The organism is Brevibacillus sp. BC25 (assembly GCF_000282075.1).
Taxonomy (GTDB): domain Bacteria; phylum Bacillota; class Bacilli; order Brevibacillales; family Brevibacillaceae; genus Brevibacillus.
Window position 1 is genome coordinate 1 of record NZ_AKIX01000092.1, and the last position, 24,778, is coordinate 24,778.

The 24,778-nt window shown below is 48.4% G+C and carries 19 protein-coding genes; 16 read left to right on the top strand and 3 right to left on the bottom strand.

Features of this window, described 5'->3' with window-relative positions:
- A partial coding sequence (locus tag PMI05_RS21905) for an acyltransferase family protein (RefSeq protein ID WP_007726444.1) occupies window positions 1-2,069 on the top strand: 2,069 nt, incomplete at its 5' end.
- A gap of 172 nt (window positions 2,070-2,241) precedes the next feature.
- Window positions 2,242-3,129 carry a DMT family transporter gene (locus PMI05_RS21910; protein ID WP_007726447.1) on the top strand — a complete coding sequence of 296 codons (888 nt, stop codon included), beginning with the start codon at window positions 2,242-2,244 and terminating at the stop codon, window positions 3,127-3,129.
- 71 nt (window positions 3,130-3,200) lie between these two features.
- Here the strand turns inward: PMI05_RS21910 and PMI05_RS21915 are convergent, their stop codons facing one another.
- From PMI05_RS21915 to PMI05_RS21925, 3 genes are all read right to left on the bottom strand, one after another.
- Window positions 3,201-3,728, bottom strand: coding sequence for a GNAT family N-acetyltransferase (locus PMI05_RS21915; protein WP_039961187.1), 528 nt, complete (start codon window positions 3,726-3,728; stop codon window positions 3,201-3,203).
- Window positions 3,729-3,895: 167 nt separating this feature from the next.
- Entirely contained in the window at window positions 3,896-4,834 is a 939-nt protein-coding gene (locus PMI05_RS21920) for an alpha/beta hydrolase (protein WP_007726451.1), read from the bottom strand.
- A gap of 60 nt (window positions 4,835-4,894) precedes the next feature.
- Window positions 4,895-6,205, bottom strand: a complete 1,311-nt coding sequence (locus PMI05_RS21925; protein WP_007726453.1) for a hypothetical protein — start codon at window positions 6,203-6,205, stop codon at window positions 4,895-4,897.
- A 397-nt stretch (window positions 6,206-6,602) separates the two neighbouring features.
- On the opposite strand from PMI05_RS21925, the gene PMI05_RS21930 reads away from it, so the two are divergent.
- From PMI05_RS21930 to PMI05_RS21995, 14 genes are all read left to right on the top strand, one after another.
- Window positions 6,603-7,535 carry an ABC transporter permease gene (locus PMI05_RS21930; RefSeq protein WP_007726455.1) on the top strand — a complete coding sequence of 311 codons (933 nt, stop codon included), beginning with the start codon at window positions 6,603-6,605 and terminating at the stop codon, window positions 7,533-7,535.
- Between the two features lie 3 nt (window positions 7,536-7,538).
- Window positions 7,539-8,483, top strand: a complete 945-nt coding sequence (locus PMI05_RS21935; protein ID WP_007726457.1) for an ABC transporter permease — start codon at window positions 7,539-7,541, stop codon at window positions 8,481-8,483.
- Window positions 8,484-8,511: 28 nt separating this feature from the next.
- A complete protein-coding gene (locus PMI05_RS21940) occupies window positions 8,512-9,531 on the top strand; it encodes an ABC transporter ATP-binding protein (RefSeq protein ID WP_007726459.1) in 1,020 nt (339 codons plus the stop codon).
- Window positions 9,532-10,479, top strand: coding sequence for an ABC transporter ATP-binding protein (locus PMI05_RS21945; protein WP_007726462.1), 948 nt, complete (start codon window positions 9,532-9,534; stop codon window positions 10,477-10,479).
- Between the two features lie 36 nt (window positions 10,480-10,515).
- The gene (locus PMI05_RS21950) at window positions 10,516-12,144 is read left to right on the top strand and encodes a peptide ABC transporter substrate-binding protein (RefSeq protein ID WP_007726463.1); all 1,629 of its coding nucleotides are present in this window, start codon (window positions 10,516-10,518) and stop codon (window positions 12,142-12,144) included.
- Between the two features lie 81 nt (window positions 12,145-12,225).
- Window positions 12,226-14,028: a S9 family peptidase gene (locus PMI05_RS21955; protein WP_007726465.1), complete on the top strand. Its 1,803-nt coding sequence runs from the start codon at window positions 12,226-12,228 to the stop codon at window positions 14,026-14,028.
- Between the two features lie 5 nt (window positions 14,029-14,033).
- Window positions 14,034-16,049 (top strand): S9 family peptidase, encoded by a 2,016-nt coding sequence (locus PMI05_RS21960; protein ID WP_007726467.1) that lies wholly within the window; start codon window positions 14,034-14,036, stop codon window positions 16,047-16,049.
- A gap of 31 nt (window positions 16,050-16,080) precedes the next feature.
- Window positions 16,081-17,460, top strand: a complete 1,380-nt coding sequence (locus PMI05_RS21965; RefSeq protein ID WP_007726469.1) for a M20/M25/M40 family metallo-hydrolase — start codon at window positions 16,081-16,083, stop codon at window positions 17,458-17,460.
- 152 nt (window positions 17,461-17,612) lie between these two features.
- Window positions 17,613-18,584 carry a peptide-methionine (S)-S-oxide reductase MsrA gene (gene msrA / locus PMI05_RS21970; RefSeq protein ID WP_007726471.1) on the top strand — a complete coding sequence of 324 codons (972 nt, stop codon included), beginning with the start codon at window positions 17,613-17,615 and terminating at the stop codon, window positions 18,582-18,584.
- 96 nt (window positions 18,585-18,680) lie between these two features.
- Window positions 18,681-20,258 (top strand): glutathione ABC transporter substrate-binding protein, encoded by a 1,578-nt coding sequence (locus PMI05_RS21975; RefSeq protein WP_007726473.1) that lies wholly within the window; start codon window positions 18,681-18,683, stop codon window positions 20,256-20,258.
- Between the two features lie 96 nt (window positions 20,259-20,354).
- Window positions 20,355-21,257, top strand: coding sequence for a D-alanyl-D-alanine carboxypeptidase family protein (locus PMI05_RS21980; protein WP_007726475.1), 903 nt, complete (start codon window positions 20,355-20,357; stop codon window positions 21,255-21,257).
- 80 nt (window positions 21,258-21,337) lie between these two features.
- Window positions 21,338-21,985 (top strand): TetR/AcrR family transcriptional regulator, encoded by a 648-nt coding sequence (locus PMI05_RS21985; RefSeq protein WP_007726477.1) that lies wholly within the window; start codon window positions 21,338-21,340, stop codon window positions 21,983-21,985.
- 240 nt (window positions 21,986-22,225) lie between these two features.
- Window positions 22,226-22,744 carry an acetyl-CoA carboxylase biotin carboxyl carrier protein gene (gene accB, locus PMI05_RS21990; protein WP_007726479.1) on the top strand — a complete coding sequence of 173 codons (519 nt, stop codon included), beginning with the start codon at window positions 22,226-22,228 and terminating at the stop codon, window positions 22,742-22,744.
- 31 nt (window positions 22,745-22,775) lie between these two features.
- Window positions 22,776-24,778, top strand: a 2,003-nt coding sequence (locus PMI05_RS21995) for a methylmalonyl-CoA mutase family protein (RefSeq protein WP_007726488.1), incomplete at its 3' end; no start/stop codon positions are given.

Below are 24,778 nucleotides of genomic sequence, written 5' to 3' on the forward strand. Positions count from 1 at the left end.
CCAGCCGATACATGGCTGGGATCGACGGGCTTCGTGCGCTGGCGGTACTCGCAGTCATTATTTATCACTTGAATTACGACTGGGCACCCGGGGGATTGCTGGGTGTCGGTATTTTCTTCGTTTTATCGGGATATTTAATTACAGACTTATTAATTGCAGAATGGAATCGGAATGGCAGACTCGACATGAAAGACTTTTGGTTGCGCCGTGCTAGAAGACTGCTCCCAGCGCTTTTCCTCATGCTGTTTGTGGTGGTGGCAGGGGTGGCTATCTTTTCGCCAGACCAGTTGGATACCATCCGCGGAGATGTTGGAGCAGCCGTTCTGTACGTGAGTAACTGGTGGCTTGTTTTTCATGACGTATCTTATTTTGAAAAATTCGGTCCGCCTTCACCACTTGGCCATCTGTGGTCATTGGCAGTAGAAGAACAGTTTTATGTCATTTGGCCGCTGGTACTCGCTCTGGGACTAGGCTTCCTGAAGCGCAGGGGGCCAATCATGATCATTACTTTGGCGCTGGCTGCACTATCCGCCATCTCCATGGCCGTTTTGTATGAGCCAGGTCTTGATCCGAGTCGTGTTTATTACGGGACGGACACACGGGTATTCGGATTGTTGATCGGTGCCGCACTCGCTATGATGTGGCCGAGTCGCTTGCTTACGACGAACATTTCACAAAAAGCGCGAATTACGCTTGATCTAAGCGGTTTCTTAAGCTTAGGGATTCTTTTGTACAGCATTTGGAACACGAATCAATACGATGATTATTTGTACGAGGGCGGTCTAGTCCTTTTGTCTGTTGTCAGTGCCGTGCTGGTCGCAGTACTCGCACATCCTGCAAGCAGCTTGGCGAAATGGATGGGCAGTAAGCCATTGCGTTGGATCGGCGTTCGATCTTACGGGATTTATTTGTGGCACTACCCTGTTATCGTTTGGACGAATCCGTTTTTAGCGGAAAGGGAGTGGATGGCGGTACCGGGAGCGGTTTTGCAGCTCCTCGCGAGCATTTTGCTGGCATCGTTGTCATGGAAATATCTCGAAGAGCCTATTCGCTACGGTGCATTAGGCAGGATCTGGCATCGTTCCAATAAGGCCGGACAGAAAACAAAACGGTTAAACCGTGTATTGGCCACTGGTTGCGCGATTGCTCTTTGTGTCACGTATTATGGGATCGCTTCGCTCACATCAGATGCGACCGCTGGAAATGTGACGCAGCCTCAGCCAACGCAGACGGTCACCGAGACAAAGGTCCCCGACAAGCCACATGGTCCTGAGGTGCCAATCGTAGAGAAGAAACCGGAAACGGTTCAAAAAACAGCTACTCCACCAACAAAACCGAAAAATGAGCAGAAGCCAAATAACAACGCACAGAAGCAGAAGCCTGTGGAGAAGCAGAAAGATTCGAATGCTTCCAAACAGCCTGACCAAAAACAGGAACCGCTGAAAGCGATAGGCTCCGGTAAAGGAATCACGGTGATTGGTGACTCAGTCATGCTCGATGTGGCTCCTCACCTGGAGAAGTTATTGCCAGGAATCGTCGTGGATGCCAAAATCGGAAGACAAATGTCGCAGGCTCCTGACGTGATTGCGCAGCTCAAGGCAAAAGGGCAATTGGGAAATCGCGTCGTGATTGAATTGGGCTCAAACGGCGCATTTAGTAAAGGGCAGCTCGATAAGCTGCTGCAATCGCTGGATGGCGTCGAGCAAATCATTCTCGTCAACTCTCGCGTACCTAAACCGTGGGAAAGCGTCGTGAATAAGATGCTGGCGGAAACTGCTGCAGCCCATCCGCATGTCGTTCTTGTGGATTGGTATGCGGCAAGTGAAGGGCAAAGTTCTTACTTTTACAAAGACGGTGTTCATCCGAATAAGGAAGGCTCGCAAAAATACGCGGCACTCGTGGCGAGTGTAATCGCGCCGACGGAGCCAGAGAAGAAGCCGGAAGTAAAAGAGGAAGAGAAAGAGGAAGAGAAAGCGAAAGAGAAAGAGACGGCAGTAGAAGAGGCAGGGCAGATGGAAGGGGCACTGGAGGCAACTGAGGAACCCCCTTTGGAAGAAATGGTACAATAAAACAAGGAAAGACCAGTGAACCAAGTCGTTCGCTGGTCTTTATTATGTTCGGACTGTACAACCAAACATAATTTCCATCAAACTATAGCAGATTAGCTCATGGACTTTTTTCGCACTCTCCTGTACGATAGCTATCGAAAGAATAATGCATCGGGTGAAAGAAGGAACATTCATGATTCGGTCGTACTTGCTGTTGCTTTTTTGTGTGACGCTGTGGGGCAGTAATTTTGTTTTTGGTAGCATGCTGGTTAAAGAGTTTCCTCCGCTGTTTTTGGCAGATGTACGCTTGCTTTTCACATCTATGTTTCTGATCATTTACGCGTGGCTGACCAAAAAATTCGTGAAAATCACCGCTCGTGAGCTAGGACTTCTTGTATTGCTCGGATTGATCGGGACGCTGGCGAATCAAACGGCCTATTTCAACGGGCTCTTGACGACAGATGCGACAACGGCATCGTTGATTCTTTCCTTGTCGCCGATCGTCACCGCAGTGCTGGCCTCTTTGTTTTTGAAGGAACAGTTTACCTTGCGTATGAAGATTGGGTCTGGCTTGGCTCTCATGGGAACATTCTTCGTAGTCGGTATTGGCGCAGGACTCTCCATTTCCAAAGGTGTCTTTCTCATTGCGATTGCGATGGTCACATTCTCGTCTTCCATGATCATCATTCGCAAACTGACGCAAACCGTGCAGCCGTTTATTGCCACCGTGTACTCGACGACGGTTGGTACTTTGTTTTTGACTCCTGCGGCGCTGCTGACGATCGAGCCAGGGGCGCAGATCAGTCACGAAGTGTGGGCATGGGCGATGCTCATTTTGACCGCGATTCTCATGCAAGGAATATGTGGAATCGTATGGAATCAACAATTAAAAGTGGTAGGGACGGGCAAAGCAGCTATTTTTCTTAACTTGCAGCCCTTTGTAGCGATGCTGGTCGGGTTTTTACTGCTTGGTTCGCAGGTGACGTCGATTCAAATCGGAGGCTCTTTGTTGATCGTCGTGGGTGTGATTGTTGCCAGTGTTCAAAAGAAACAATCTGTTCAGCCTTCTAAATCGGTATAGAGCTTACTTGCTCATAAGAAAAGGACCTGCTGCGAAGGTCCTTTTTTGCATGGAAGGAATACGAATGGACGCTATACGAATTTGTACATCAGGACATCATCTGCGTATTCATTATCAGCCAGCTTGAATTCTTTCACTTTTCGTCCTTCTTCCACAAATCCAAGGCTTTTGTATAAAGCAATCGCTCTCAGATTGTTGGAGAACACCCCTAAGCTCACTTTTTCAATGAGCGGATGTTGCTCAGCCCAAGCTAACAATTCCTTCAATAAAACCTTGCCGATGCCCTTATTTCTGTGAGCTTTCTGGATCATCATCGTGATCGAACCTGTATGAGACAAACGTTGGCGAGCCGGAGAAACGAACACGACCATGCCAGCCAATTCACCGTTTATTTCCGCTACGAACATGGTTCCCCTGTCATTGTCGATGATGTTTTGTATCCACTCAAGCTGCTGCTCCATGGTTTTGTCGAATTCTTCGGAAACAGCAATAAAATATTCACCTTCATAAACCACATCACGCTGCAAAGATAAAATGGCTGCCGCATCCTCGATACGAACGAAGCGAATGGTCACTTTGTCGTCTGTATGTCTAGTCAATGATTTCACCCTTCCCATCATGTTGATGTTTAACAATTTCCCCTTTCCAAAGAAAATCCCCTTCTTTCCATGGAACATGGCGCTCTGGAAAAAAGGAAGCGCAAGCAGTCGAGAAAGGAGAGGAACATCCCCTGTTCGCATGCTTACGCTTTTTTATCCAAGATGGACTACATTTTGAATGCTTTTCGTAATTGTGCCGACATCTCATCCAACGATTCTTGCGCTTGCTTGATAGAGGTATGGAATCCGATGAAGGAATGGATCAAACCTTGTTCATTTCGATAGACGACATCGACACCGCTATCGCGTAGCTTGTCTGCATACGTTTTTCCGCCATCTCGCAAAGGGTCGTATTCGGCTGTAATCACCATGGCAGGAGGAAGACCAGTGAGATCGGCTCCAATGATCGGATCAAGATATGGATTTTGGAGATCGGCAGGTGGTAGATAATGAGAGAGGAACCAATTCAGCAATTCCACATCCATCAAATAGCCACTCGCATTTTCCTGCATGGAAGGATAAGGAGCGGTATCCACAATTCCTACGGCTGGATAGATTAATAATTGAAAAACGATAGGCGGGCCCTGTCGCTCTTTAGCCATGAGACTCACGACTGTGGCAAAATTACCCCCGGCGCTATCTCCGCCTACCGCTATCCGTGATGGGTCTATCCCAAATTGATCAGCATGGTCAGAAATAAATAGGAGAGAATCATAGGCATCTTCCAATCCTGCAGGAAAAGGATGTTCAGGAGCGAGCCGATAATCGACAGAAATGACCACGCATTTTGCGTTATTTGCGAGGTTGCGGCATACCGAGTCTACCGTTTCGAGATTGCCGATCACGAATCCGCCTCCATGATAGTACACGAGTACAGGGAAGGGTGCCTGTCCTTCTGGTGTGTATATGCGAATTGGAATAGAACGACCTTCTAAGGGAAGCGATAGATCCTCTACCTTTTTTACCTGTTCACGTTCCACGCCTGAATCTCGATTTTGATCAGTCGCCATTCGCATAATCTGTGGTGTCAATTGGTTGAAATCAACATCATGGCGTGAGCGGTTGAAGACGTCTAATATTTGTTGAATCTGTGGATGAACGGGCATGTGTATGACCCCCTATTCGTATGGAAATCACAAGCTTACACCTTTCTCATGGAGAAACAATTAAGTAGTTTGTGGGGAGGGGAGTATACGATAAATCTTCCGTGGGCGCCCCCGGTTCGTTGGCGTCTCTTCCCCAATGAGTTCGATAATGTTGTGCTCTGCCAAGTCACTCAAGATTCTTCGCGCATTGCGAGGGGTCATCCCCATCCATTCTGCGATCATAGAAGCGCTGATATATTTTTGCCCCAGCGCTTTTTGGACAGAAATGATTTTGTTGAACGTCGTAATACTGACACCGGCTTTTTTCAGATTTTCGCTGATTTCTTTGTCCTGTGTCCAATATTCGTAGCTGATGCTGTTCGTTTGACGCAGTGGTCCTTCAATCGAACCGTCATGGTCAACGAGGATCACTGCATCCTTATGGTTTTTGGCGTGACCGAGAGCGAGCTGTGCATTGCGCTCTGCAGACAATGCTGTGACACCAAAACCGATTCCCATATTCGCATGCGAATGGGTGAGCAGCTTGATTTTTTCCAAAAGGATCGTGGGGTGAAATTCTGGGTTGTCTTCATACGATCCGCGGGTGGAAAAAATAATGAACTTGGAATTGCCGACCGCGACGAAGCTACCGGAAATCGACTCTGTGTAATCGAGTACGAGCTCTTGCAGCTTCAAGTCGAGGCGCCGTAGCTCATACGCGTTTGCAGGTTCATTTACGAGCTTTTCCATGTCGGATACCTCAATCAATTGAACAGCAATTTGGGAGCGCTTGAAGTGGAGCGTTTCACCCTCTTGCAGAATTTGCTTGAAAATCTCTCGAAATATAAAGCGGGTGAAGCCCATTCGGTATACTCTGATTCCTAGTCGCTTTAATTCTTCGGTGACGAAAAGCGTTCCTGTGACACAAGCGTCTACCTTGCCTTCCTGGATAAGGCGGGTGTGATAGGCTACCAATTCAGATCTCTTTCTGAATTCTTTATATGGCTTTAGGTATGGATTCTCACAGTGCAGGCCCAATTCCTCTAAAGTCTCACGAAAATGCGCTTCCGAAATGGTATCGAAGCTCACGCGATCTAAAGAAAAACCATCGCGGTATACCAATTCGAGTAATGCTTTGGTCAGGACACTTGAATTGACTTGCGGATAAAAGGCTTTTTTCTTGCCAATATGCGCTTTTGCCATCGAGTAGGGGGCGACTCCAGAGAAGAACCAGATGTCTGTTTCCATATCATTTTCGGCTACATAGACAGGTACTTGTTCCACTCCTTGATAAATAAAGGAGGTGAGCAGGATGTGATCGGAAAACTCACGTCCCACAGCTACCATTGCATCTACTGAATCTTTTGGACCGACTATGCTAACTTTTATCATCAAAATGTCCTCCAAAAAAGTTAAACTACGGGATAAACAATTCGTCAGGAAGGAGATCCATCCTTTTTTCGGCATTCTAGTATGCCAGTCTTTCTTATAAAGATAGAATATAACCCATCAGTTGGGCATGGGAGCTGTAGCGACCACGAAGTTTTAAATAGGGATGGTTTAGGGAAAATTTCCGTATTAATAGTTGTATATTTGACAACTTTCAGCAAATTCCTTTATGAATCGATGCAAAAAATAAAAAAATCAGAATTGACATTAAATAATTACGGCACTATATTGTTGAATTAAGGAATGTTTTAGGTCAATTTCCGTTAAAGGTTTCTCAAAAGGAGGGTACGTTGAATTTTCTCAATCTTTTTGCAAGTCTGGACTAGGGGGCTCTTATAAGATGTCACGTTATTTACTTAAAAGAATTCTGATGATGGTACTCACCTTGTGGATCATTGTAACGTTGACTTTTAGCCTGATGCATATGATTCCTGGTGATCCATTCGCGTCAGAGTCAGATCAGTTGCCCGAGCAAATTTTGCTGAATCTGCGTGCCAAATACAATCTAGATGAACCGCTGCCCATGCAGTATTTACTTTATCTAAAAAGTTTGGTCATGCTCGATTTAGGACCTTCTATTAAGTCGGAGACACGCGGTGTCAATGATATGATCAAAGATGGCTTCGGAGCATCTGCACTGATCGGTTTGCAAGCGATAGCGTTTGCCCTTTTTTTCGGACTTTTATTCGGAACAATTGCGGCATTAAACCGAAATACCTGGATTGATTATGCGGCAATGGTCCTGGCCGTATTAGGAATTGCAGTACCCAGCTTCATCATGGCACCATTGCTCATTAATTACTTGGCAATCAAATTGCCGTTATTCCCAGTAGCGACGCTTACCAGCTGGAAACACTCGGTTCTTCCTTCACTCGCACTTGCTTTTGGACCATTAGCCATCATTACACGCTATATGCGTACGAGCATGATCGACGTGATGAACCAGAATTACATACGGACTGCTGAGGCAAAAGGAATTCCGACTTTTCTGATAGTGATCAAGCATGGAATCCGTAACGCTATTTTGCCGATCGTCACGTTTATGGGACCGCTTATCGCGGGGTTGTTAACCGGAACGTTCGTCGTCGAAAAGATTTTTGCGGTACCAGGGATCGGCAAGTACTTCGTTGATGGCATTTTCAATCGAGATTATCCCGTTATTCTGGGAACGACAGTTTTCTACAGTGCCATCTTGGTGCTCATTATCTTCTTGATTGATCTGGCCTATATGTTCATCGATCCACGAATCAAACTATCGAGCAGGGGGAGGTAGCCAATGGCGGTAGATCAATCAGTAAATGAGTTGTTTCGACCTCGAGCTCAAAAAGCAGATGGACAGATCGCCCAGATGCGACCGAGCCTGACTCATTTTCAACAAGTAACGAGAAAGCTCGTCAGAAACAAGCTGGCAATGGTGGGTTTGACCCTGATTGTTTTGCTGATGGCCATGGCGATAATTGGTCCACATCTCGTTTCGTACAGCTATTCCGATCAGAGTCTCTTGAATGCGAATCAGGAAATTTCGAGCGAGCATTGGTTCGGAACCGATGAGCTGGGTCGCGATATGTTTTCACGGACATGGTACGGAGCGCGGATTTCACTGATTATCGGAATATCGGCAGCGTTAATTGACTTGGTCATCGGAGTGACCGTCGGCGGTATTGCCGGATACATGGCCGGTCGAGGCAAAAAGGGAGACCGAATCGATACTATCATCATGCGATTGATCGAGGTCTTGTACGGACTGCCGTACCTGCTCGTGGTGATCATGCTGATGGTTGTCATGGAGCCTGGAATTGTTACCATCATCATCGCGTTGTCCGCAACCGGTTGGGTAGGGATGGCTCGTCTCGTTCGGGGACAAATCCTGCAATTGAAAAACCAGGAGTTCATCATGGCTGCGCAAGTGCTGGGTGCCAAATTCCCTCGGATTTTGTTACGCCACCTGATTCCGAACACAATCGGAGTCATCATCGTGAACTTGACGTTTACCATTCCGTCGGCGATATTTGCAGAATCTTTCCTCAGTTTCTTGGGGCTGGGTGTGCAAGCGCCAATCGCTAGCTGGGGCACGATGACTAACGATGCACTCGGCGTCATTTTGACAGGGGATTGGTGGAGACTTTTCTTCCCGGCCTTGATGATTTCTTTGACGATGTTTGCCTTCAACGTCTTCGGTGATGGCTTGCAGGACGCATTGGACCCAAGAATTCGCGAGTAACCTCGCCACGAAGATAGGAGGATCAGACATGGCGGATCATTTGCTACAAGTAGAAAACCTCCGCGTACATTTCAAAACGTACGGTGGAGAGGTACAGGCTGTACGGGGAGTTACCTTTCATGTTGATCGTGGCGAGACGCTTGCGGTAGTGGGAGAGAGCGGCTGTGGGAAGAGTGTAACCGCCCAAGCGATCATGGGCTTGATCCCGAACCCGCCGGGAAGAATCGTGGATGGTCAGATTCGTTTTGACGGAAAAGTTATCACGGGGATGAGCAAGAAGGAATTGCTTTCGATTCGTGGAGCTGAGATCGGGATGGTCTTCCAGGACCCGATGACGGCACTGAACCCGACGATGAAGGTCGGCGCCCAGATCGTCGAGGGATTTGTTCGTACCCATCAGGTCAGCAAAGAAGAGGCGCGTAAAAAAGCGATGGAGATGCTTCGACTGGTCGGTATCCCTGATCCGGAAAAACGGGTCGATCAATACCCGCATGAGTTTTCCGGGGGAATGCGCCAACGTGTCGTCATCGCGATTGCACTCGCCAATAATCCAAAGCTCGTCATTGCAGATGAACCGACGACAGCATTGGATGTAACGATTCAAGCACAAATCTTGGACTTGCTCCGAGAATTACAGGAAAAGCAGCAACTCTCCATCGTGATGATTACACATGACTTGGGAGTCGTAGCCGAAATCGCGCACCGGGCCGTGGTTATGTATGCAGGAATTGTGGTGGAAACAGGCAAGGTAGAAGATATTTTCGCAAATCCGAAGCATCCGTACACATGGGGCTTGATGCGCTCTCTGCCGCGGATCGATGGTGTGGAAAAGGAACGCCTGGTACCGATTGAGGGAACGCCGCCAGATTTATTCCACCCACCAAAAGGTTGTCCGTTCGCTCCGCGTTGTCAGTTTGCGATGGAAATATGCGAGCAGCAAATGCCGGACGCTTCCACATTCACCGAGGGTCACCAAGCTGCATGCTGGCTACATGATCCACGGGCACCGAAGCTGGAAGAATTGGTGGCAGCAGGGAGGCAGACGTAAATGAGCCAAGCGTTGGTTGAAGTCAAAAATCTAAAAAAGCATTTTGAGATCGGCAATGGGATTACGCTAAAAGCAGTCGACGGCGTGACCTTCACCATAAATCGCGGCGAGACGCTCGGGCTAGTAGGCGAGAGCGGCTGCGGAAAGTCGACGTTGGGCAGAACGATGATTCGCCTCTATGAAAATACAGATGGAGAAGTTTTGTTCAAAGGAAAAAATGCACACCTCTTAAAAGGGAAAGATGCAGAGCAGTTCCACCGCGACGTCCAAATGATTTTTCAAGACCCGCAAGCAAGTCTGAATCCGCGCATGACCGTCATGGACATTATTGCGGAGGGCTTGGATATTCACGGCTTGTCTCGTGGTGCAAGAGCGGATCGGGTCAAAGAATTGCTGGAGCTCGTTGGTTTGTCTAAGGAACATGCGAACCGATTCCCTCATGAATTCAGCGGAGGCCAAAGGCAGCGGATCGGGATTGCCCGAGCACTTGCGGTCGAACCGGAATTTATCATCGCGGATGAACCGATTTCGGCGCTTGATGTGTCGATTCAAGCGCAGGTCGTGAATCTATTGGAAGACTTGCAGCAGGACAGGGGGCTGACTTACTTATTTATCGCCCACGATCTGTCCATGGTGAAGCACATTTCCACGCGAATCGGAGTGATGTACCTCGGCAAAATGGTAGAAATGGCAAACAGCTTCGAGCTGTACGCAAAGCCACTTCATCCATATACACAAGCGTTGCTATCCTCGATTCCGATTCCTGATCCGACAATCAAGCGGGAGCGCATCATTTTGCAGGGCGATTTGCCGAGTCCTGCCAACGCTCCGAGCGGTTGTGTTTTCCGAACAAGATGCCCAAAGGCGATGGAGCAATGCGCGGCACAGATTCCTGAATGGCAGGAAGCCGCACCGAACCATTGGGTCGCTTGTCATCTCTATCAGTAGTTCGATTTTCTATCTTAATATATAGGGGGAAACAACGTGAAGAAATTAGCTGCCTTTGCCCTGTCGCTCTCGCTCGTCATTCCGGCTCTAGCTGGTTGCGGCGGTAGTGGCGAGTCAACATCGACTGGAGGTACCACTACCCCAGGCGCTGCTGCCAAACAAGAAGTTGTGTTCAATTCCAAGTCCGAGCCACCAGATTTGAACCCACTCACGTCAACGGATACGACGTCCTTCTGGATCATGGATCACTTGGGGGAAGGTCTATACACCAAGGACAAGGATGGCAATCCAATCTTGGGAGTAGCGAAGGAAGTGAAGCTGTCGGATGACAAGCTGAAGTATACGTTCATTTTGCGCGATGATGCGAAGTGGACCAATGGTGAGCCGGTTACCGCAGAGGATTTTGCCTACACGTATATGAAGCATCTTGATCCGGCAACAGCTTCGACCTCTGCTTATCTGCTCTACTACATCAAAGGTGGAGAAGCATTCAATAAGGGTACTGGAAAAGCAGAAGAGGTAGGCATCAAGGCAGTCGATGCAAAAACGCTCGAAATCGAGCTGGTCGCACCTACTTCGTACTTTGACAAAATGCTGGCTACCCGTTACTGGCACCCAATCAACAAGAAGCAGGCAGAAGCGAATCCAAAATGGGCAGCAGATGCGGACAGCTACATCTCCAACGGCGCTTACAAGCTCGTTTCCTGGAAGCATGACTCCGAGCTCGTAATTGAAAAGAACGAGCATTATTGGAACAAAGCTGACGTAAAAATGGATAAGATCACTTGGAAAATGGTGAATGACGCCACGACTGCCTATCAGATGTACAAGAGTGGCGAGCTCGACTTCAACAAAGAGATGCCGTCTGACATCCTCGCGCAAGAAAAATCGAGCCCAGATTTCAAATCCGTTCCTTACTATGGTACGTACATGTACATGTTTAACGTAACGAAAGAACCGTTTACGAATAAAAAAGTCCGTAAAGCTTTCGCAATGTCGCTCGACCGTAAAGCGCTGTCCGAAATGGTAAGCCAAGGTGGAGAGACACCAGCCTACTCCATGGTACCTCGCGGAGCGGTACAACCAAACGGAAAAGACTTCCGTGAAGAGGGCGGAGACTACTTCAAAGAAGATTACGAAGCAGCGAAGAAGTTGCTGGCTGAAGGTATGCAAGAAGAAGGCTGGTCCACATTGCCAGACGTTACACTCATGTACAACACCGATGAAAGCCACAAGAAAATAGCGCAAGCGATTCAAGAAATGCTCAAGAAAAACTTGGGCGTAGAAGTGAAAATGACAAACCAAGAGTGGAAAGTGTATCTGGATACAACGAAACAAAAGAACTATCAAATGGGCCGTATGGGCTGGGTAGGTCAAATCAACGACCCTGCATTTAACCTGGACTACTATTTGGGTGAAAGCCCGAACAACCGTACTGGTTGGGTGAACAAAGAGTATGATCAGTTGAATATGGCAGCAAAAGTTGAGCAAGACCCGAACAAGCGTATGGAACTGCTTCACCAGGCAGAAGCCATTTTGATGGATGAAATGCCGTTCATTCCAGTCTACCACTACCAGCAAAACTATTTGGTGAAACCGAATCTGGAAGGTCTCACTTTCCCAGTCAACGCGTTCCCAAGCGCTCGCTGGGCAACCAAAAAATAGAAAAAAAGAGGAGCTTCTCCTCTTTTTTCTCTTTACATACTCCAAGGAACATCTAGCAAAAACAGGAAAGGATGATTTCTCGTGATTTTGGACTATCTGCAAGTGAAATCCGCGTATCAATTGAAGGTGGTACCGCAGCGTAGAGAGATTACCTTTTTAACGAAGCTGACAGGTATTGCGCAGTTGTGGCGCTGGAATGAAGAGTCCAACCGCTCGGAGCAAGTGAGCTTTTTCCCTGATCGTGTGGTAGAAGTTGACCATTCCCCGTGCGGAACGAAAACGATTGTCGGTATGGACAACAAGGGAGACGAGCGGCAGCAGTTCTTTTTGCTAACGGAAAATGGTGCAGTTGTGAAGCCGCTGACAGATGCTCCTGATTATTTTCACTATTTGGGAGGCTGGTCTCCGTGTGGGCAGAAGATCGCGTGGTCCAGCAATCGTCGCAATCCGCGCAGCTTTGATATTTTTATACAGGATGTCGAGAGTGGTGCGTATGAGGAAGTCTTTCGCTATGATGGGCGCACCGATCCAATCGGCTGGCTGCCAGATGGGACAGGACTCATTTTCAGCGTGCAGGAGACCAACATTGACAATTGCCTGTATTTGTTGAATCTGCAAACGAAGGAAGCACAAAAGCTCGCCATTTGCAGCAAACATGCGCGCTACCATTCCTTGGTACTGTCTAAAGACGGCCAAACGGGATATCTCGTAACCAACCGCGATGAAAACACGAAAGCGTTGTGCCGCTTTTCAATGCGTACAGGAGAACTGGACAAACTGGTACACGACCCGAAATGGGACATCGAGGAGGCCAAATTATCCCTCGACGAGAAGCTACTTGCCTTCACGATCAATGAAGGAGGCTATTCCGTTCTTGCTCTCTATTCCTTGACAGAGCAACGCTGGGAGCGGGTGGAGGAAGCACCACGTGGAGTGATCTCCTCCTTGGCCTGGGTGAGTGATGATCAGCTCGCTTTTACACTGAAAAGTCCTACACTGCCGGGAGACATCTGGACGTATACCATTTCGGAGCAAACCTGCCGACGTGTGACGAACATTGGTCAATCCGATGCTCTGGAAGATAAACTCATCGAGCCGGAATTGTGCACCTTTCACTCTTTTGATGGCTTGGAAGTGCCGTATTTCCTCTATGCAAAAGATACATCCGAGCATGCCGAGAAAAAACCAGTCGTCGTCTACGTCCATGGCGGGCCAGAGAGCCAAATTCGACCGGAGTATCATCCTGTTTTTCAATTTTTGGCGAACGAAGGCTTTACGGTGGTAGCACCGAATGTTCGCGGCAGCATGGGCTACGGTCGGGAATATGTCCAGCTCGATGATCGACGCAAGCGTATGGATTCTGTAGCAGATTTGGCTTGGCTGGTCAAAGATTTAGGCAACCGTCCAAGTGTTGACCCGAATGCGATCGGTATCATGGGCCGCAGCTACGGAGGATTCATGACATTGGCTGCGCTTACGCATTACCCTGACCTGTGGGCCGCAGGTGTTGATATTGTGGGGATTTCCCACTTCAAAACCTTTCTGGAGAACACCGGGGCATGGAGACGGAGATTGCGTGAAGTGGAGTATGGGTTCCTCGGCGAAGACGATGACTTTTTTGAAGAAATTGCTCCTTTGAATCATTCCCATAAGATCACGGCACCGCTTCTCGTATTCCACGGGCGCAATGATACGCGTGTTCCTGTCAGCGAAGCAGAACAGCTCGTAGCGGACATGCGAGGCAGGGGGCAAGAAGTCGATTTGCACATTTTTGAGGATGAAGGTCACTTTACCGAAAAGCTGGACAATCACATCACGTTGAATCAAAAGATTTCCCAGTTCTTTTTGGAGCAACTTGCATCCACCAATAAAATCGAGGAGTGATTAGGATGACGCAAGCAAAAAGAGGCATAACGGCTGAAGATTTGTATCAAATGCGGTACGCGAGCGATCCGCAGCTATCACCAGACGGAAAAACGCTTGCCTATGTGGAAAATCAAATCGATGAGTCCCACGCATACCAAAATCACTTATTTTTACGCAGATTGGATGCGGATGATCCACAGCCATTGACGTCTGGCTCCCGCGACACCTTTCCGCGCTGGTCACCGGATGGTTCAAAGATTAGCTTTGTTTCGAATCGATCTGGAAAACCACAGATTTGGCTGATCGATGCACACGGAGGCGAAGCAAGGCAGCTCACACGTTGCAAAAACGGCGTCAGCAATCCGACTTGGTCACCTGACGGCCAATACATTGTCTTCTCGTCGATCTTGGATGAGGGTGAAACATTCGCAGACCTCGAGGGAACCGAGGAGAAAGAAAATGCCAAAGCCATTCATGTCGGAAGAATGAAGTACAAATCCGATGATCTCGGGTTCATTTACGAGAAAAACAAGCAGCTGGCCATTGTTCATGTAGAAACAGGCGAGATTACTCCACTCAGCGATGGCCCATACAATCATACGATTGGGTCCTGGTCGCCGGACGGAAAGTGGATCGCTGTTACTGCGAACCGAGCAGAAGACCCTGATTTTCAGCATAGTGCTGACGTTTTTCTCATCCCTTCTGAAGGGGGAGAATGGAAAAAGCTGACCAACAGCAAAGGGATTTTTGCCTATCCAACCTGGTCACACGACGGTAAAAAGCTAGCGTATATCGGAAGTGAATTGGACACGCATTTGTACGCAGCACAGAAGCGCATCTGGGTATATGATTTTGAAAAGGGCGACTATACTTGCATCACAGCGGATTGGGACGTACAGGTTGGCGATTCCACAATCGGAGACATGCGATCGCCAGGTCACCCGAATCCAGGCGCTGTATGGACAGCGGACGGAAAAGGCATGTATTTTATCGCAAGCGAACGAGGAAATTCTGGGATTTATCACGTAACGCTAGACGGACAAGTCACGAATGTTTTAGCGGGCAACCGGAATATTTACGGCTTTTCACTACATGAAAACGAACAAACGGTGGTTGCTGCCATCAGTGACCCGTTTACGCCGGGCGACTTGTATCAAGTAAGTCTGAAAGACGGAGAAGAAAAACGTCTAACAACGCTGAACGAAGAACTATTTGCGGGCATTGAGCTCCCTGTTCCAGAAGAAATGGAGTTTGTCGCGAAGGATGGCTGGAAGCTGCACGGTTGGATGCTCAAGCCTGTCGGTTTTGAAGAAGGAAAAAAATATCCGATGGTTCTGCAAATTCATGGCGGGCCTCACTCTATGTACGGAAATACATTTTTCCACGAGTTCCAGCTGCTCGCTGCAAAAGGCTACGCCGTACTCTATACGAATCCGAGAGGGAGCTTTGGTTACGGAGAGCGTTTTGTTCAGGCTTGCTGCGGTGACTATGGAGGGAACGATTATAGCGATTTGATGACGGCGGTGCAATATGCATGCGATCATTTCGAGTTTGTCGATGAAGATCGCTTGGGTGTCGCAGGCGGCAGCTACGGCGGCTTCATGACGAACTGGATCGTCGGTAAAACCAATCGATTCAAAGCGGGTGTAACAGATCGGAGTATTTGCAACTGGGTAAGCTTTTACGGTGTGAGTGATATCGGTTACTTCTTCACTGCCGAAGAGATTCAGGCAAATCCATTCACGAATCCGGAAAAAATGTGGCAGCATTCACCAATCCGCTTGGTAGAGAACATCGAGACACCTCTGCTGATCATGCATGGAGAACATGACTACCGTTGTCCGATCGAACAGGCCGAGCAGCTTTATGTAACGTTGAAGCATCAAGGCAAGGCCCCGGTGTCATTTGTCCGTTTCCCGGGTGCCAGTCATGAACTATCCCGCAGTGGTGATCCTGAGCAACGTGTGTTGAGACTGCAATATACGACGGATTGGTTTGACAGCTATTTGGTTGCACACCAAAAAGAGAAAGTCGAATAAGCAGGTAGATGCTAAAAGGAGGTGCCCGATCGTGAACAAAGAACAAGTGATAGGTATCGTGCAAGAAAATTTGCCGCATGCAATCGAGAAGCTGAAGCAATATTTGCGTTTTCCTACCGTATCCGCACAGCATAAGGCCATCCCAGAGACCGTTGAATACGTGGTCAAGATGATTCATGAGGTTGGCGGAGAGACAAAGGTACTCGACAATCTTGGTGGCAATCCAGTGGTGTATGCGTTTTTTGCAGCAGACAGTGAAGGAGACGCCAGCAAAACGATCCTGTTTTACGATCACTATGATGTTCAACCACCTGAGCCGTTTCATGAGTGGAACACGGAGCCGTTTGACCCTACGATAATCGATGGAAAGCTGTATGCGCGTGGTGCTGCCGACAATAAAGGTGATCTCGTTGCGCGTCTGACGGCGATTCACATTTTGCAGAAGCAAGCAGGCGGTTTGCCTTGCAACATCAAGTTCCTGATCGAAGGAGAAGAAGAGATCGGCAGCCCGAATCTGGAGCCATATCTTCGAGAGTACAAGGATCTTTTCCAAGCGGATGCCTGCATTTGGGAATTCGGTGGAAAGGACGAAAATGAGCGAATCAGCATGGTTGCCGGGATCAAAGGAATGGCGTACCTAGAGCTGACATGCGTTGGGGCAGATATCGACATGCACTCCTCTGTCGGTGCGTATGTAGACAATGCAGCGTGGCGCTTGGTACAGGCATTGGCGACGATGAAAAATCAGCAAAACGAGATTTTGGTCGAAGGCTTCTATGATGGGATCGAGGAACCGACAGCGGATGAAAAGAAAGTCGTTTCCGAATTGCCGTTCAGTGAAGAGGCGACAGCAGCGCTATACGGTTTGAAACGCCCATTGATTACCGCGGCAAATAATGTGGACCCACGAGAAGCCATGGTTTTTCACCCGACCATGACCATTTGCGGTCTGGATAGCGGCTATACTGGAGAGGGCGCGAAAACGGTACTGCCGAAAAGCGCGAAGGCCAAGTTGGATTGCCGCCTTGTCCCAGGACAAGATCCACAGCACGTCATGAATTGCATCGAGAATCATTTAGAGAAGCATGGTTTTACGGATATTACCGTCACCATGATCAACGGACAAAAAGCGTATCGCTCCGATTTCCATCATCCATTTGTTGCTCATGTACTGGATACGGCTCGCGTTATTTACGATCATGAGCCAGTGCTTTCTCCAAACGCGGCAGGCACGGGTCCGATGTATATTTTCGGTGAACAGCTAAAGCTTCCTGTTGTCAGTACAGGGGTAGGCTGGGTTGGCTGCAAAGTACATGCGCCGAACGAATCCATCCGTTTGAAAGACTTCGAAGAAGGAATTGCGCATATGGTTGTCATGCTCTCTGGATTTGCCAAAGCGCTGTCTAAGTAGCAACTAAATAGCGAAAAGGGGACCTTTCGTTTAAAAAGGTCTCCTTTTCAGTTTGGAACCCTCCTCGCAGCACTTACAGAGTGGACTTTGCTTTTGCAAACCATGTACAATCGTAAAGGAAAGTGTACATATATCTACAGGAGGCGAAATGCGTGAACAGCGATACACAACCATTTGAAATCGCAACCTTTGCAGGCGGATGCTTCTGGTGCATGGTCAGTCCGTTTGACAAGATGCCAGGCATTGAAAAAGTCGTCTCCGGCTATACAGGCGGTCATGTCGAGAACCCAACCTATGAACAGGTATGCTCTGATACGACGGGACACTATGAAGCCATCCAAATCACATATGATCCGTCGCTCATCTCCTACGAGGAATTGCTGCAAATGTTCTGGAGACAAATCGACCCGACTGACGCAGGTGGTCAATTCGGTGATCGAGGTCAATCGTATGCGCCAGCGATCTTCTATCATAATGAAGAGCAAGAAAGGCTTGCGCAAAAATCCAAGCAAGAGCTGGATGCGAGCGGTCGTTTCCAAAGGCCGATTGCAACGCTGATTTTGCCAGCCAAGCCATTCTATCCGGCAGAGGAATATCATCAGGACTACTATAAGAAAAATCCGGTCCGATACCAATACTACCGCGCGGCATCAGGCAGAGCGAAATTCACCAAGGAAGCATGGCGCGACCGTGCGAAGCAAGAAGAATTGAAAAAAATCTTGACTCCGCTCCAGTACGAGGTGACGCAAAATAATGGGACAGAACGTCCATTTACGAACGAATTCTGGGATCACAAGGAAGAGGGCATCTACGTAGACATCGTCTCCAACGAGCCTTTGTTCAGTTCCTTGGACAAGTTCGATTCCGGCTGCGGGTGGCCATCCTTTACCAAGCCATTGCAAGAGGAAACCGTAACCGAGCATGTGGATTTGACACATAACATGATTCGTACAGAGGTTCGCAGCAAAGATGCAGATTCTCATCTCGGCCACGTTTTCGAGGACGGTCCTGGAGAAAATGGATTGCGCTACTGCATCAATTCAGCAGCATTGCGCTTCATTCCGAAGGATCGTTTGGAGGAAGAAGGCTTCGGGGAGTATAAACAATTATTTAAAAAAGAATAGAGTGTGGACCGCTACTCTCCGGGAAACATGGGAGAAGGGCGGTCTTTTTGCTAAACATACAACTAGGTAAACAGAAGAGCATGCAGGGAGGGTCCAATGTACACGCAGAAATCCTTTCACAGACTAATTGGACTGTTACTCGCAGCAATCATCGCCATATCAGCCTGTTCTTTCGGTCAGGAGCCGCCTCACAACAATCCAATCGTACCGACACCCCAAAACGTTGCTGAGGGTGGGACGTTAATCATTGCGCGTATGTCGGATGCCGCAAATCTCGATCCCCATTTTATTTTGACGATTAATGAGGCGAGTGTCGTCCAAGGAAAAGTGTATGAAGGGCTCGTCAAACGAGATCGGAACATGAACATTCAGCCACAGCTGGCAACGGCATGGAAACAAATCGACGATCTTACTTGGGAGTTTACTCTCCGACAAGGTGTTGTTTTTCACGATGGGACTCCCTTTCATGCACAGGCGGTCAAGAAAACATTTGATCGTGTATTAGATCCAGCGGTGGCTTCTCCACGGGCAGCCATGTTCGAAAAAGTAAAGCAGGTAAGGGTCATCGATCCGTACAGAGTACAATTCATTCTTCATAAGCCATTTGCGCCTTTACTGTCTATTTTGGCCAGCCACGAGGGGAGCATCATCAGCCCCACTGCGATCGATAAATACGGGCGGGAATTATCGCATCACCCGGTTGGTACTGGCCCTTATCAGTTCCAATCATGGGAGCCTGGCAGTCAAATCACATTGAGCAAAAACCAGTCCTATTGGGGCGAGGCTGCTACGCTTGATCAAGTCGTCTTCAAGGTTGTTCCGGATGATGCGGCTCGCATTGCGATGGTCGAGAATGGAGAAGCACATATTGCAGAGTCCATCCCTGTCATGGAGCTGGATCGAATTCAAGCCTCCAACCAAATGCGTGTGTACCGCAGTGATGCGCTCGGGACGGAGTTTATCGGGTTTAATGTATCACGTCCACTACTGAATGATATCCGTGTGAGGAAAGCCATCAGTATGGCGATCGAGACGGGAGCAATCATTAAAGGGGTGTATAACAATGTGGGAACGAAGGCGAACTCACCGATTGGGCCGCATGTGTTCGGCTACAGTCCGAATGTGAAAAGCTACCCGTACGACATCAACCAAGCGCGTCAGTTGCTCGCAGAGGCGGGCTATCCAGATGGTTTTCCTATTCAAATGATTACCTACAACAGACGGGATCGAATCTTGGTTGCCCAAGTGATACGGTCGCAATTAAAAGGGATCGGCATCGACGCGGAGCTAAAAGTCGTCAGCTACGATGAGTTTGTCCGAACCATTGAGAAAACAAAGGATCATGAGATTTTTGTCAGTGGCTGGGCAAATGCAACCGGGGATGCCGACTACAATCAGTACAATTTATTTCATACATCGGGTGGCGGGGCTGGCAATAGTTTTCAATACAGCAATCCCGAGCTGGATCGTCTCATCGAGGCTGGTCGTATCGAAACAGATCCTGCCAAAAGACTTGCCATCTACGCAAAAGCACAAGAAGTGGAGCTGCAAGATGCTTTGGTCGTGCCGATTCGCAATCTGGAGAATTTGGCTGTGATTAGCAACCATATTCAGGGCTTCTCCATCAGTCCAGCTGGTTACTTAAATATCGATCAGGTCGTGATTTCTCGATAAATCATGTAACGAAACGCCGGTCAATTATGTCATAATAGGTACGTACTTTTATTACCTACATAATTGGATCAGCTCCAAAACGAAAGGAACGTTACAATGAGAAGTTTTCGACACCGACTTTTGCATCCGCTCGTACTCGTAACGGCAATGACATTTGTGTTGTCTGGATGTAACAGTACAGCTGCTCCACTAGAACCACAGACACCATCATCCGTGGAGACGCCAACTCCTCCGAAGAAAGAAGAAGCGAAGCCAAAGGAGGAGACCACGCCTTCACCTGCTGAAACACCAAAGCAAGAACAACCGGAGCAACCCCAGAAAGCGAAACCAACGGAAACGAAGCCGGCAGAAAAGCCACCAGCGGGTCAGCCACCTGAGCTGTCGTTCCCGGACATCGAGGTCGTGGGTGAGCCTGAGAGTGTTGCTGTACTGGTGAACAAACAACGTAAGCTTCCAGAGAACTATCAGCCAAATGATTTAGTGTTTCCAAACGTTCCTTACTTGCTCCCTGAAAAGAGCGAGAAACGCAAAATGCGCAAAGAAGCAGCGGGTGCACTTGAGCAGTTATTTGCGGCAGCCCAGGCTGACGGTGTCCAGTTGGCTGGCGTATCTGCCTATCGCTCCCACGCCTACCAGAAAGCGCTGTTTAATCGCTATGTAAAAAAAGACGGCGTAGAGAAGGCACGGACTTACAGTGCTGTTCCTGGGACGAGTGAGCATGAGACGGGACTCGCGATTGACGTATCTGGCAAGGATGGCAAATGCGCAGCAACGAGCTGCTTTGCTGGAACCAAAGAAGCGAAGTGGCTGGATGAAAACGTCGAGAAATTTGGGTTTATCATTCGCTACCCAGAGGGAAAAGACTCGATTACTGGCTATATTTATGAGCCGTGGCATTTGCGTTATGTAGGGGCCGAGATCGCACAAGAAATCGGAGAAAAAGGAATTACACTCGAAGAATATTCAGGTGCCGTGCCTGTTTCCACACCAACGAATTAAGGAAGAAACGCCGAACTCTCACCGAAGAGAATCGGCGTTTTTGCTATGTAGTTATGCTATAATGTTCACGGGTGAAGATAATGGTCGAAAAATCAATCAGAGAACGTATTATTGAAACATCCATGCGCTTGTTTGAAGCAAATGGCTACCACAAAGTGACTGTGGATCAAATTGTAAAAGAAAGCGGAACGTCAAAGGGAGGATTTTATCACAACTTCAAATCAAAAGATGAACTCCTCTACATCATTCATGATCAATTTATTACGTATGTGTTGGAGAAAGCAGAGGAAGCTTACGAGAAGTGGGATACCCCGACGGAGCGACTCCAGGCCATCGTAAAATCCTTTGTCATGATGATTGATCTGTACCGCTCGCAGGTTACGATCTTTTATCAGGAGAGTTTGTTTTTAGCTCCGGAGTACTACACGGATATTGAAACGAAACGGGATCGCTATAAAAAAATCATGTTTACCGTCATTTCGGACGGGATCGAATCGGGTGAGTTCCGCCCGGAGCTGCCTGTGCCGATTGTGTCCATGGCTATCTTTGGCATGGTGAACTGGATTTACAAATGGTATCAAAAGTCAGGGACGTACTCGATCGAGCAAATCGCGGATATATATGCTGATATGGTTCTTCATTCCGTTTTGAAATCAGAATCGATGGAAAACCCGGCATTTCAACGTTTTTTCCTGCAATCACAAGAAAATCCCTTCAAGCCATTGTAGGGGTGCTAACAAGGATCATGCGGCTACACTCAAGCTTTTCGATAGGAGACAGGGGCATAGTCGCTTGATGGTCCCTTATAAAATAACTCAATCAGACCAACTAGTTGGTCTGTACTAGTATTCTGACATTTGTTATAATATCGAAAAGACCAACTGGTCGGTCTTGCGCAATCGAAACAGACCAACTAGTCGGTTCGTGAGATTGTGCCAGTCAGATTCGGGAATAGGGGAGGAATAGTCGTGCTTACCATTTACGAATTACGAGAACTTGTGAAGCTATTGGAGCAGACGGACATAGAATCTTTTGAGGTAAACGATGAAGATTCTTCTTTGCGTATCAAACGAAGAAATGGGAATCAAGTCACAGCCGTACATCAAACCCCCGTACAAATCAAAAGCGCACCAATCGTGACCGCGGTACCCGTTGTCTCTTTGCCTAAAAAAGAAACGATTGAGCGTCCAGTCGAAAAAGTCTCTGTGGAAACCCCTCATCAGAAATCGGTGGAAGTGACGGAAAACTTGTACAAAATCACTTCTCCCATGGTCGGAACCTTCTATGCAGCACCTGCAGTTGACGCAGCACCATACGTATCCGTAAATGATCGGGTAGAGCCAACTACGATTGTCTGTATTGTCGAGGCCATGAAGCTGTTTAACGAGATTGAAGCAGAAGTAAAAGGAGAGATTGTCCAAGTCTTGGTGGAAAACGGTCAGTTGGTCGAGCATGGACAGCCTTTATTCCTGGTGAAGCAAGCGTAATGGAGCAGCTTTTAAGGGGAGGACTGGAAGAGTGAGTAAACATACATGGTTCAAGGAATTCTCCGTTCCTACGTACGAGCAATGGCGGGAAGCGGCAGAGAAATCGCTAAAGGGTGCATCTTTTGATGCCAAGCTACTGACGCATTCGTACGAGGGGATTGTTCGCCAGCCAATCTATCGGTACGAAGATGTCAAAACATTGGCGCATCTGGAAGCGCTACCAGGAGAGGCGCCTTTTCATAGAGGGAATCAGCACTCTGGCGAGCAAAAGGAACACAAATGGCAGGTCTGTCAGGAAATCATCGCAACGAGTGCCGAGGCATTTAATCAGGCAGCCGTAGACGATTTAGGGCGCGGCCAAACGATGCTGCATCTGATGGTGGATCAAGCGACATTGGCTGGACTTGATCCTGACGAAGCATTCCCAGATACGATTGGTCACAAAGGCGTATCTGTTTTTTGCCGAGAGGATGTAGAGCAGGCATTTCAAGGGGTGAAGCTTTCAGAGATTCCTCTTTACGTGAACACGGGAGCGCTTGGCCTGCCCATTCTTTCACTCCTTTTGGCACATGTTGAAGCGACAGGCCAACAAGTCTCCGAGCTTCGCGGATGCATCGGGCAAGATCCTGTAGCGGTTCTGCTCACAGTGGGCAAGCTCCCTTGTTCCTTGCAGACAGCATATAACACCATGGCAAGCATGACGAAATGGGCAAAAGATCATGCGCCAGCGCTGAAAACGATTCTGGTTCAAAGCAATCCTTATCAGGATGGCGGCGGAAACGCAGTAACCGAACTAGCTTTTTCACTGGCCACAGGAGTCGACTATTTGCAAGCGATGCTTGAGCGGGGGCTCTCCATAGAGGATATCGCACCACGTATGCAGTTCTCGTATTCGATCGGTTCAGACGTCTTCATGGAAATCGCGAAGCTGCGTGCTGCAAGAATGCTCTGGTCAAACATCGTGGCGGCTTACGGCGGATCAACGGAAGCCCAAAAAATGACGATTCACGCCAGAACTTCGGCCTGGACCAAGACGATTTACGATCCGTATGTCAACATGCTGCGTTCCACGACAGAAGCGTTCTCAGCCGTTATTGGTGGTGCAGACAGTCTGCATGTATCCGCATTTGACGAAGCGATCCGCCCTGCCAATGAGTTTTCAAGAAGAATTGCCAGAAATACGCAAATTATTTTGCAAGAAGAAGCGCATTTGGCAAAAGTGATCGATCCTGCGGGAGGTTCTTGGTACGTTGAATGGCTCACAGATGCATTAGCGAAAAAAGCATGGGAGCTGTTCCAGCAGGTAGAAGAGCACGGCGGCATGCTGAGCGCATTAGAAGCAGGATTCCCACAAGGCTTGATTGCCCAGATCGCGGATCAAAAAGCAACGAGCATCGATATGCGTAAAAAGCGTTTGGTTGGAACGAACATGTATGCGAATACGGCTGAGCAGCCACTGAAGGCCGAGAGTCTTCCGAGCATTCACGAAGAGCGAGCAGCGGAAGCACGATCCCTTCGACTGAAACAGAACGCCACTCTCGTCCCCGCAGCGCTCGATGAGTTGGCAAAACATACTGACGAGCTCGTGGCACGTGCAGTAAAAGCAGTCCTTCATGGAGCGACTGTGGGAGATATCGCTAAAGCCATGAGACGTGAAGATTCAGTGGAGACTATCATCCAGCCACTCCACATTCACCGGGCATCCGAGCGCTTTGAAGCCTTGCGGATACAGGCAGATGATTTCTTGATAACAACAGGCAAAAGACCGACCGTATTCTTGGCGACGATGGGTCCGGTGGCAAAGCATAAGGCACGGGCAGATTTCGCATCAGAGTTTTTTGCGGTTGGCGGCTTTGACGTATGGCGCAAGCAAACATTCGCTACCCCTGTAGAGGCGGCAGAAGCTGCGGTGGCATCGGGTGCGATGATCACGGTCATTTGTTCGGACGATGCGAGTTATCCGGAGCAGGTACCGCCATTGGCGCAAGCAATCAAGCAACATGTACCAGAGATGACGGTTCTGTTGGCTGGCTT

Bases quoted from the DNA above. Each gene is read 5' to 3' on its own strand.
- PMI05_RS21930 (WP_007726455.1), top strand. From the start codon at position 6,603: ATGTCACGTTATTTACTTAAAAGAATTCTGATGATGGTACTCACCTTG.
- PMI05_RS21925 (WP_007726453.1), bottom strand. From the start codon at position 6,205: ATGATAAAAGTTAGCATAGTCGGTCCAAAAGATTCAGTAGATGCAATG.
- PMI05_RS21980 (WP_007726475.1), top strand. From the start codon at position 20,355: ATGAGAAGTTTTCGACACCGACTTTTGCATCCGCTCGTACTCGTAACG.
- PMI05_RS21960 (WP_007726467.1), top strand. From the start codon at position 14,034: ATGACGCAAGCAAAAAGAGGCATAACGGCTGAAGATTTGTATCAAATG.
- PMI05_RS21910 (WP_007726447.1), top strand. From the start codon at position 2,242: ATGATTCGGTCGTACTTGCTGTTGCTTTTTTGTGTGACGCTGTGGGGC.
- PMI05_RS21920 (WP_007726451.1), bottom strand. From the start codon at position 4,834: ATGCCCGTTCATCCACAGATTCAACAAATATTAGACGTCTTCAACCGC.
- PMI05_RS21975 (WP_007726473.1), top strand. From the start codon at position 18,681: ATGTACACGCAGAAATCCTTTCACAGACTAATTGGACTGTTACTCGCA.
- PMI05_RS21945 (WP_007726462.1), top strand. From the start codon at position 9,532: ATGAGCCAAGCGTTGGTTGAAGTCAAAAATCTAAAAAAGCATTTTGAG.
- PMI05_RS21935 (WP_007726457.1), top strand. From the start codon at position 7,539: ATGGCGGTAGATCAATCAGTAAATGAGTTGTTTCGACCTCGAGCTCAA.
- PMI05_RS21985 (WP_007726477.1), top strand. From the start codon at position 21,338: ATGGTCGAAAAATCAATCAGAGAACGTATTATTGAAACATCCATGCGC.
- PMI05_RS21940 (WP_007726459.1), top strand. From the start codon at position 8,512: ATGGCGGATCATTTGCTACAAGTAGAAAACCTCCGCGTACATTTCAAA.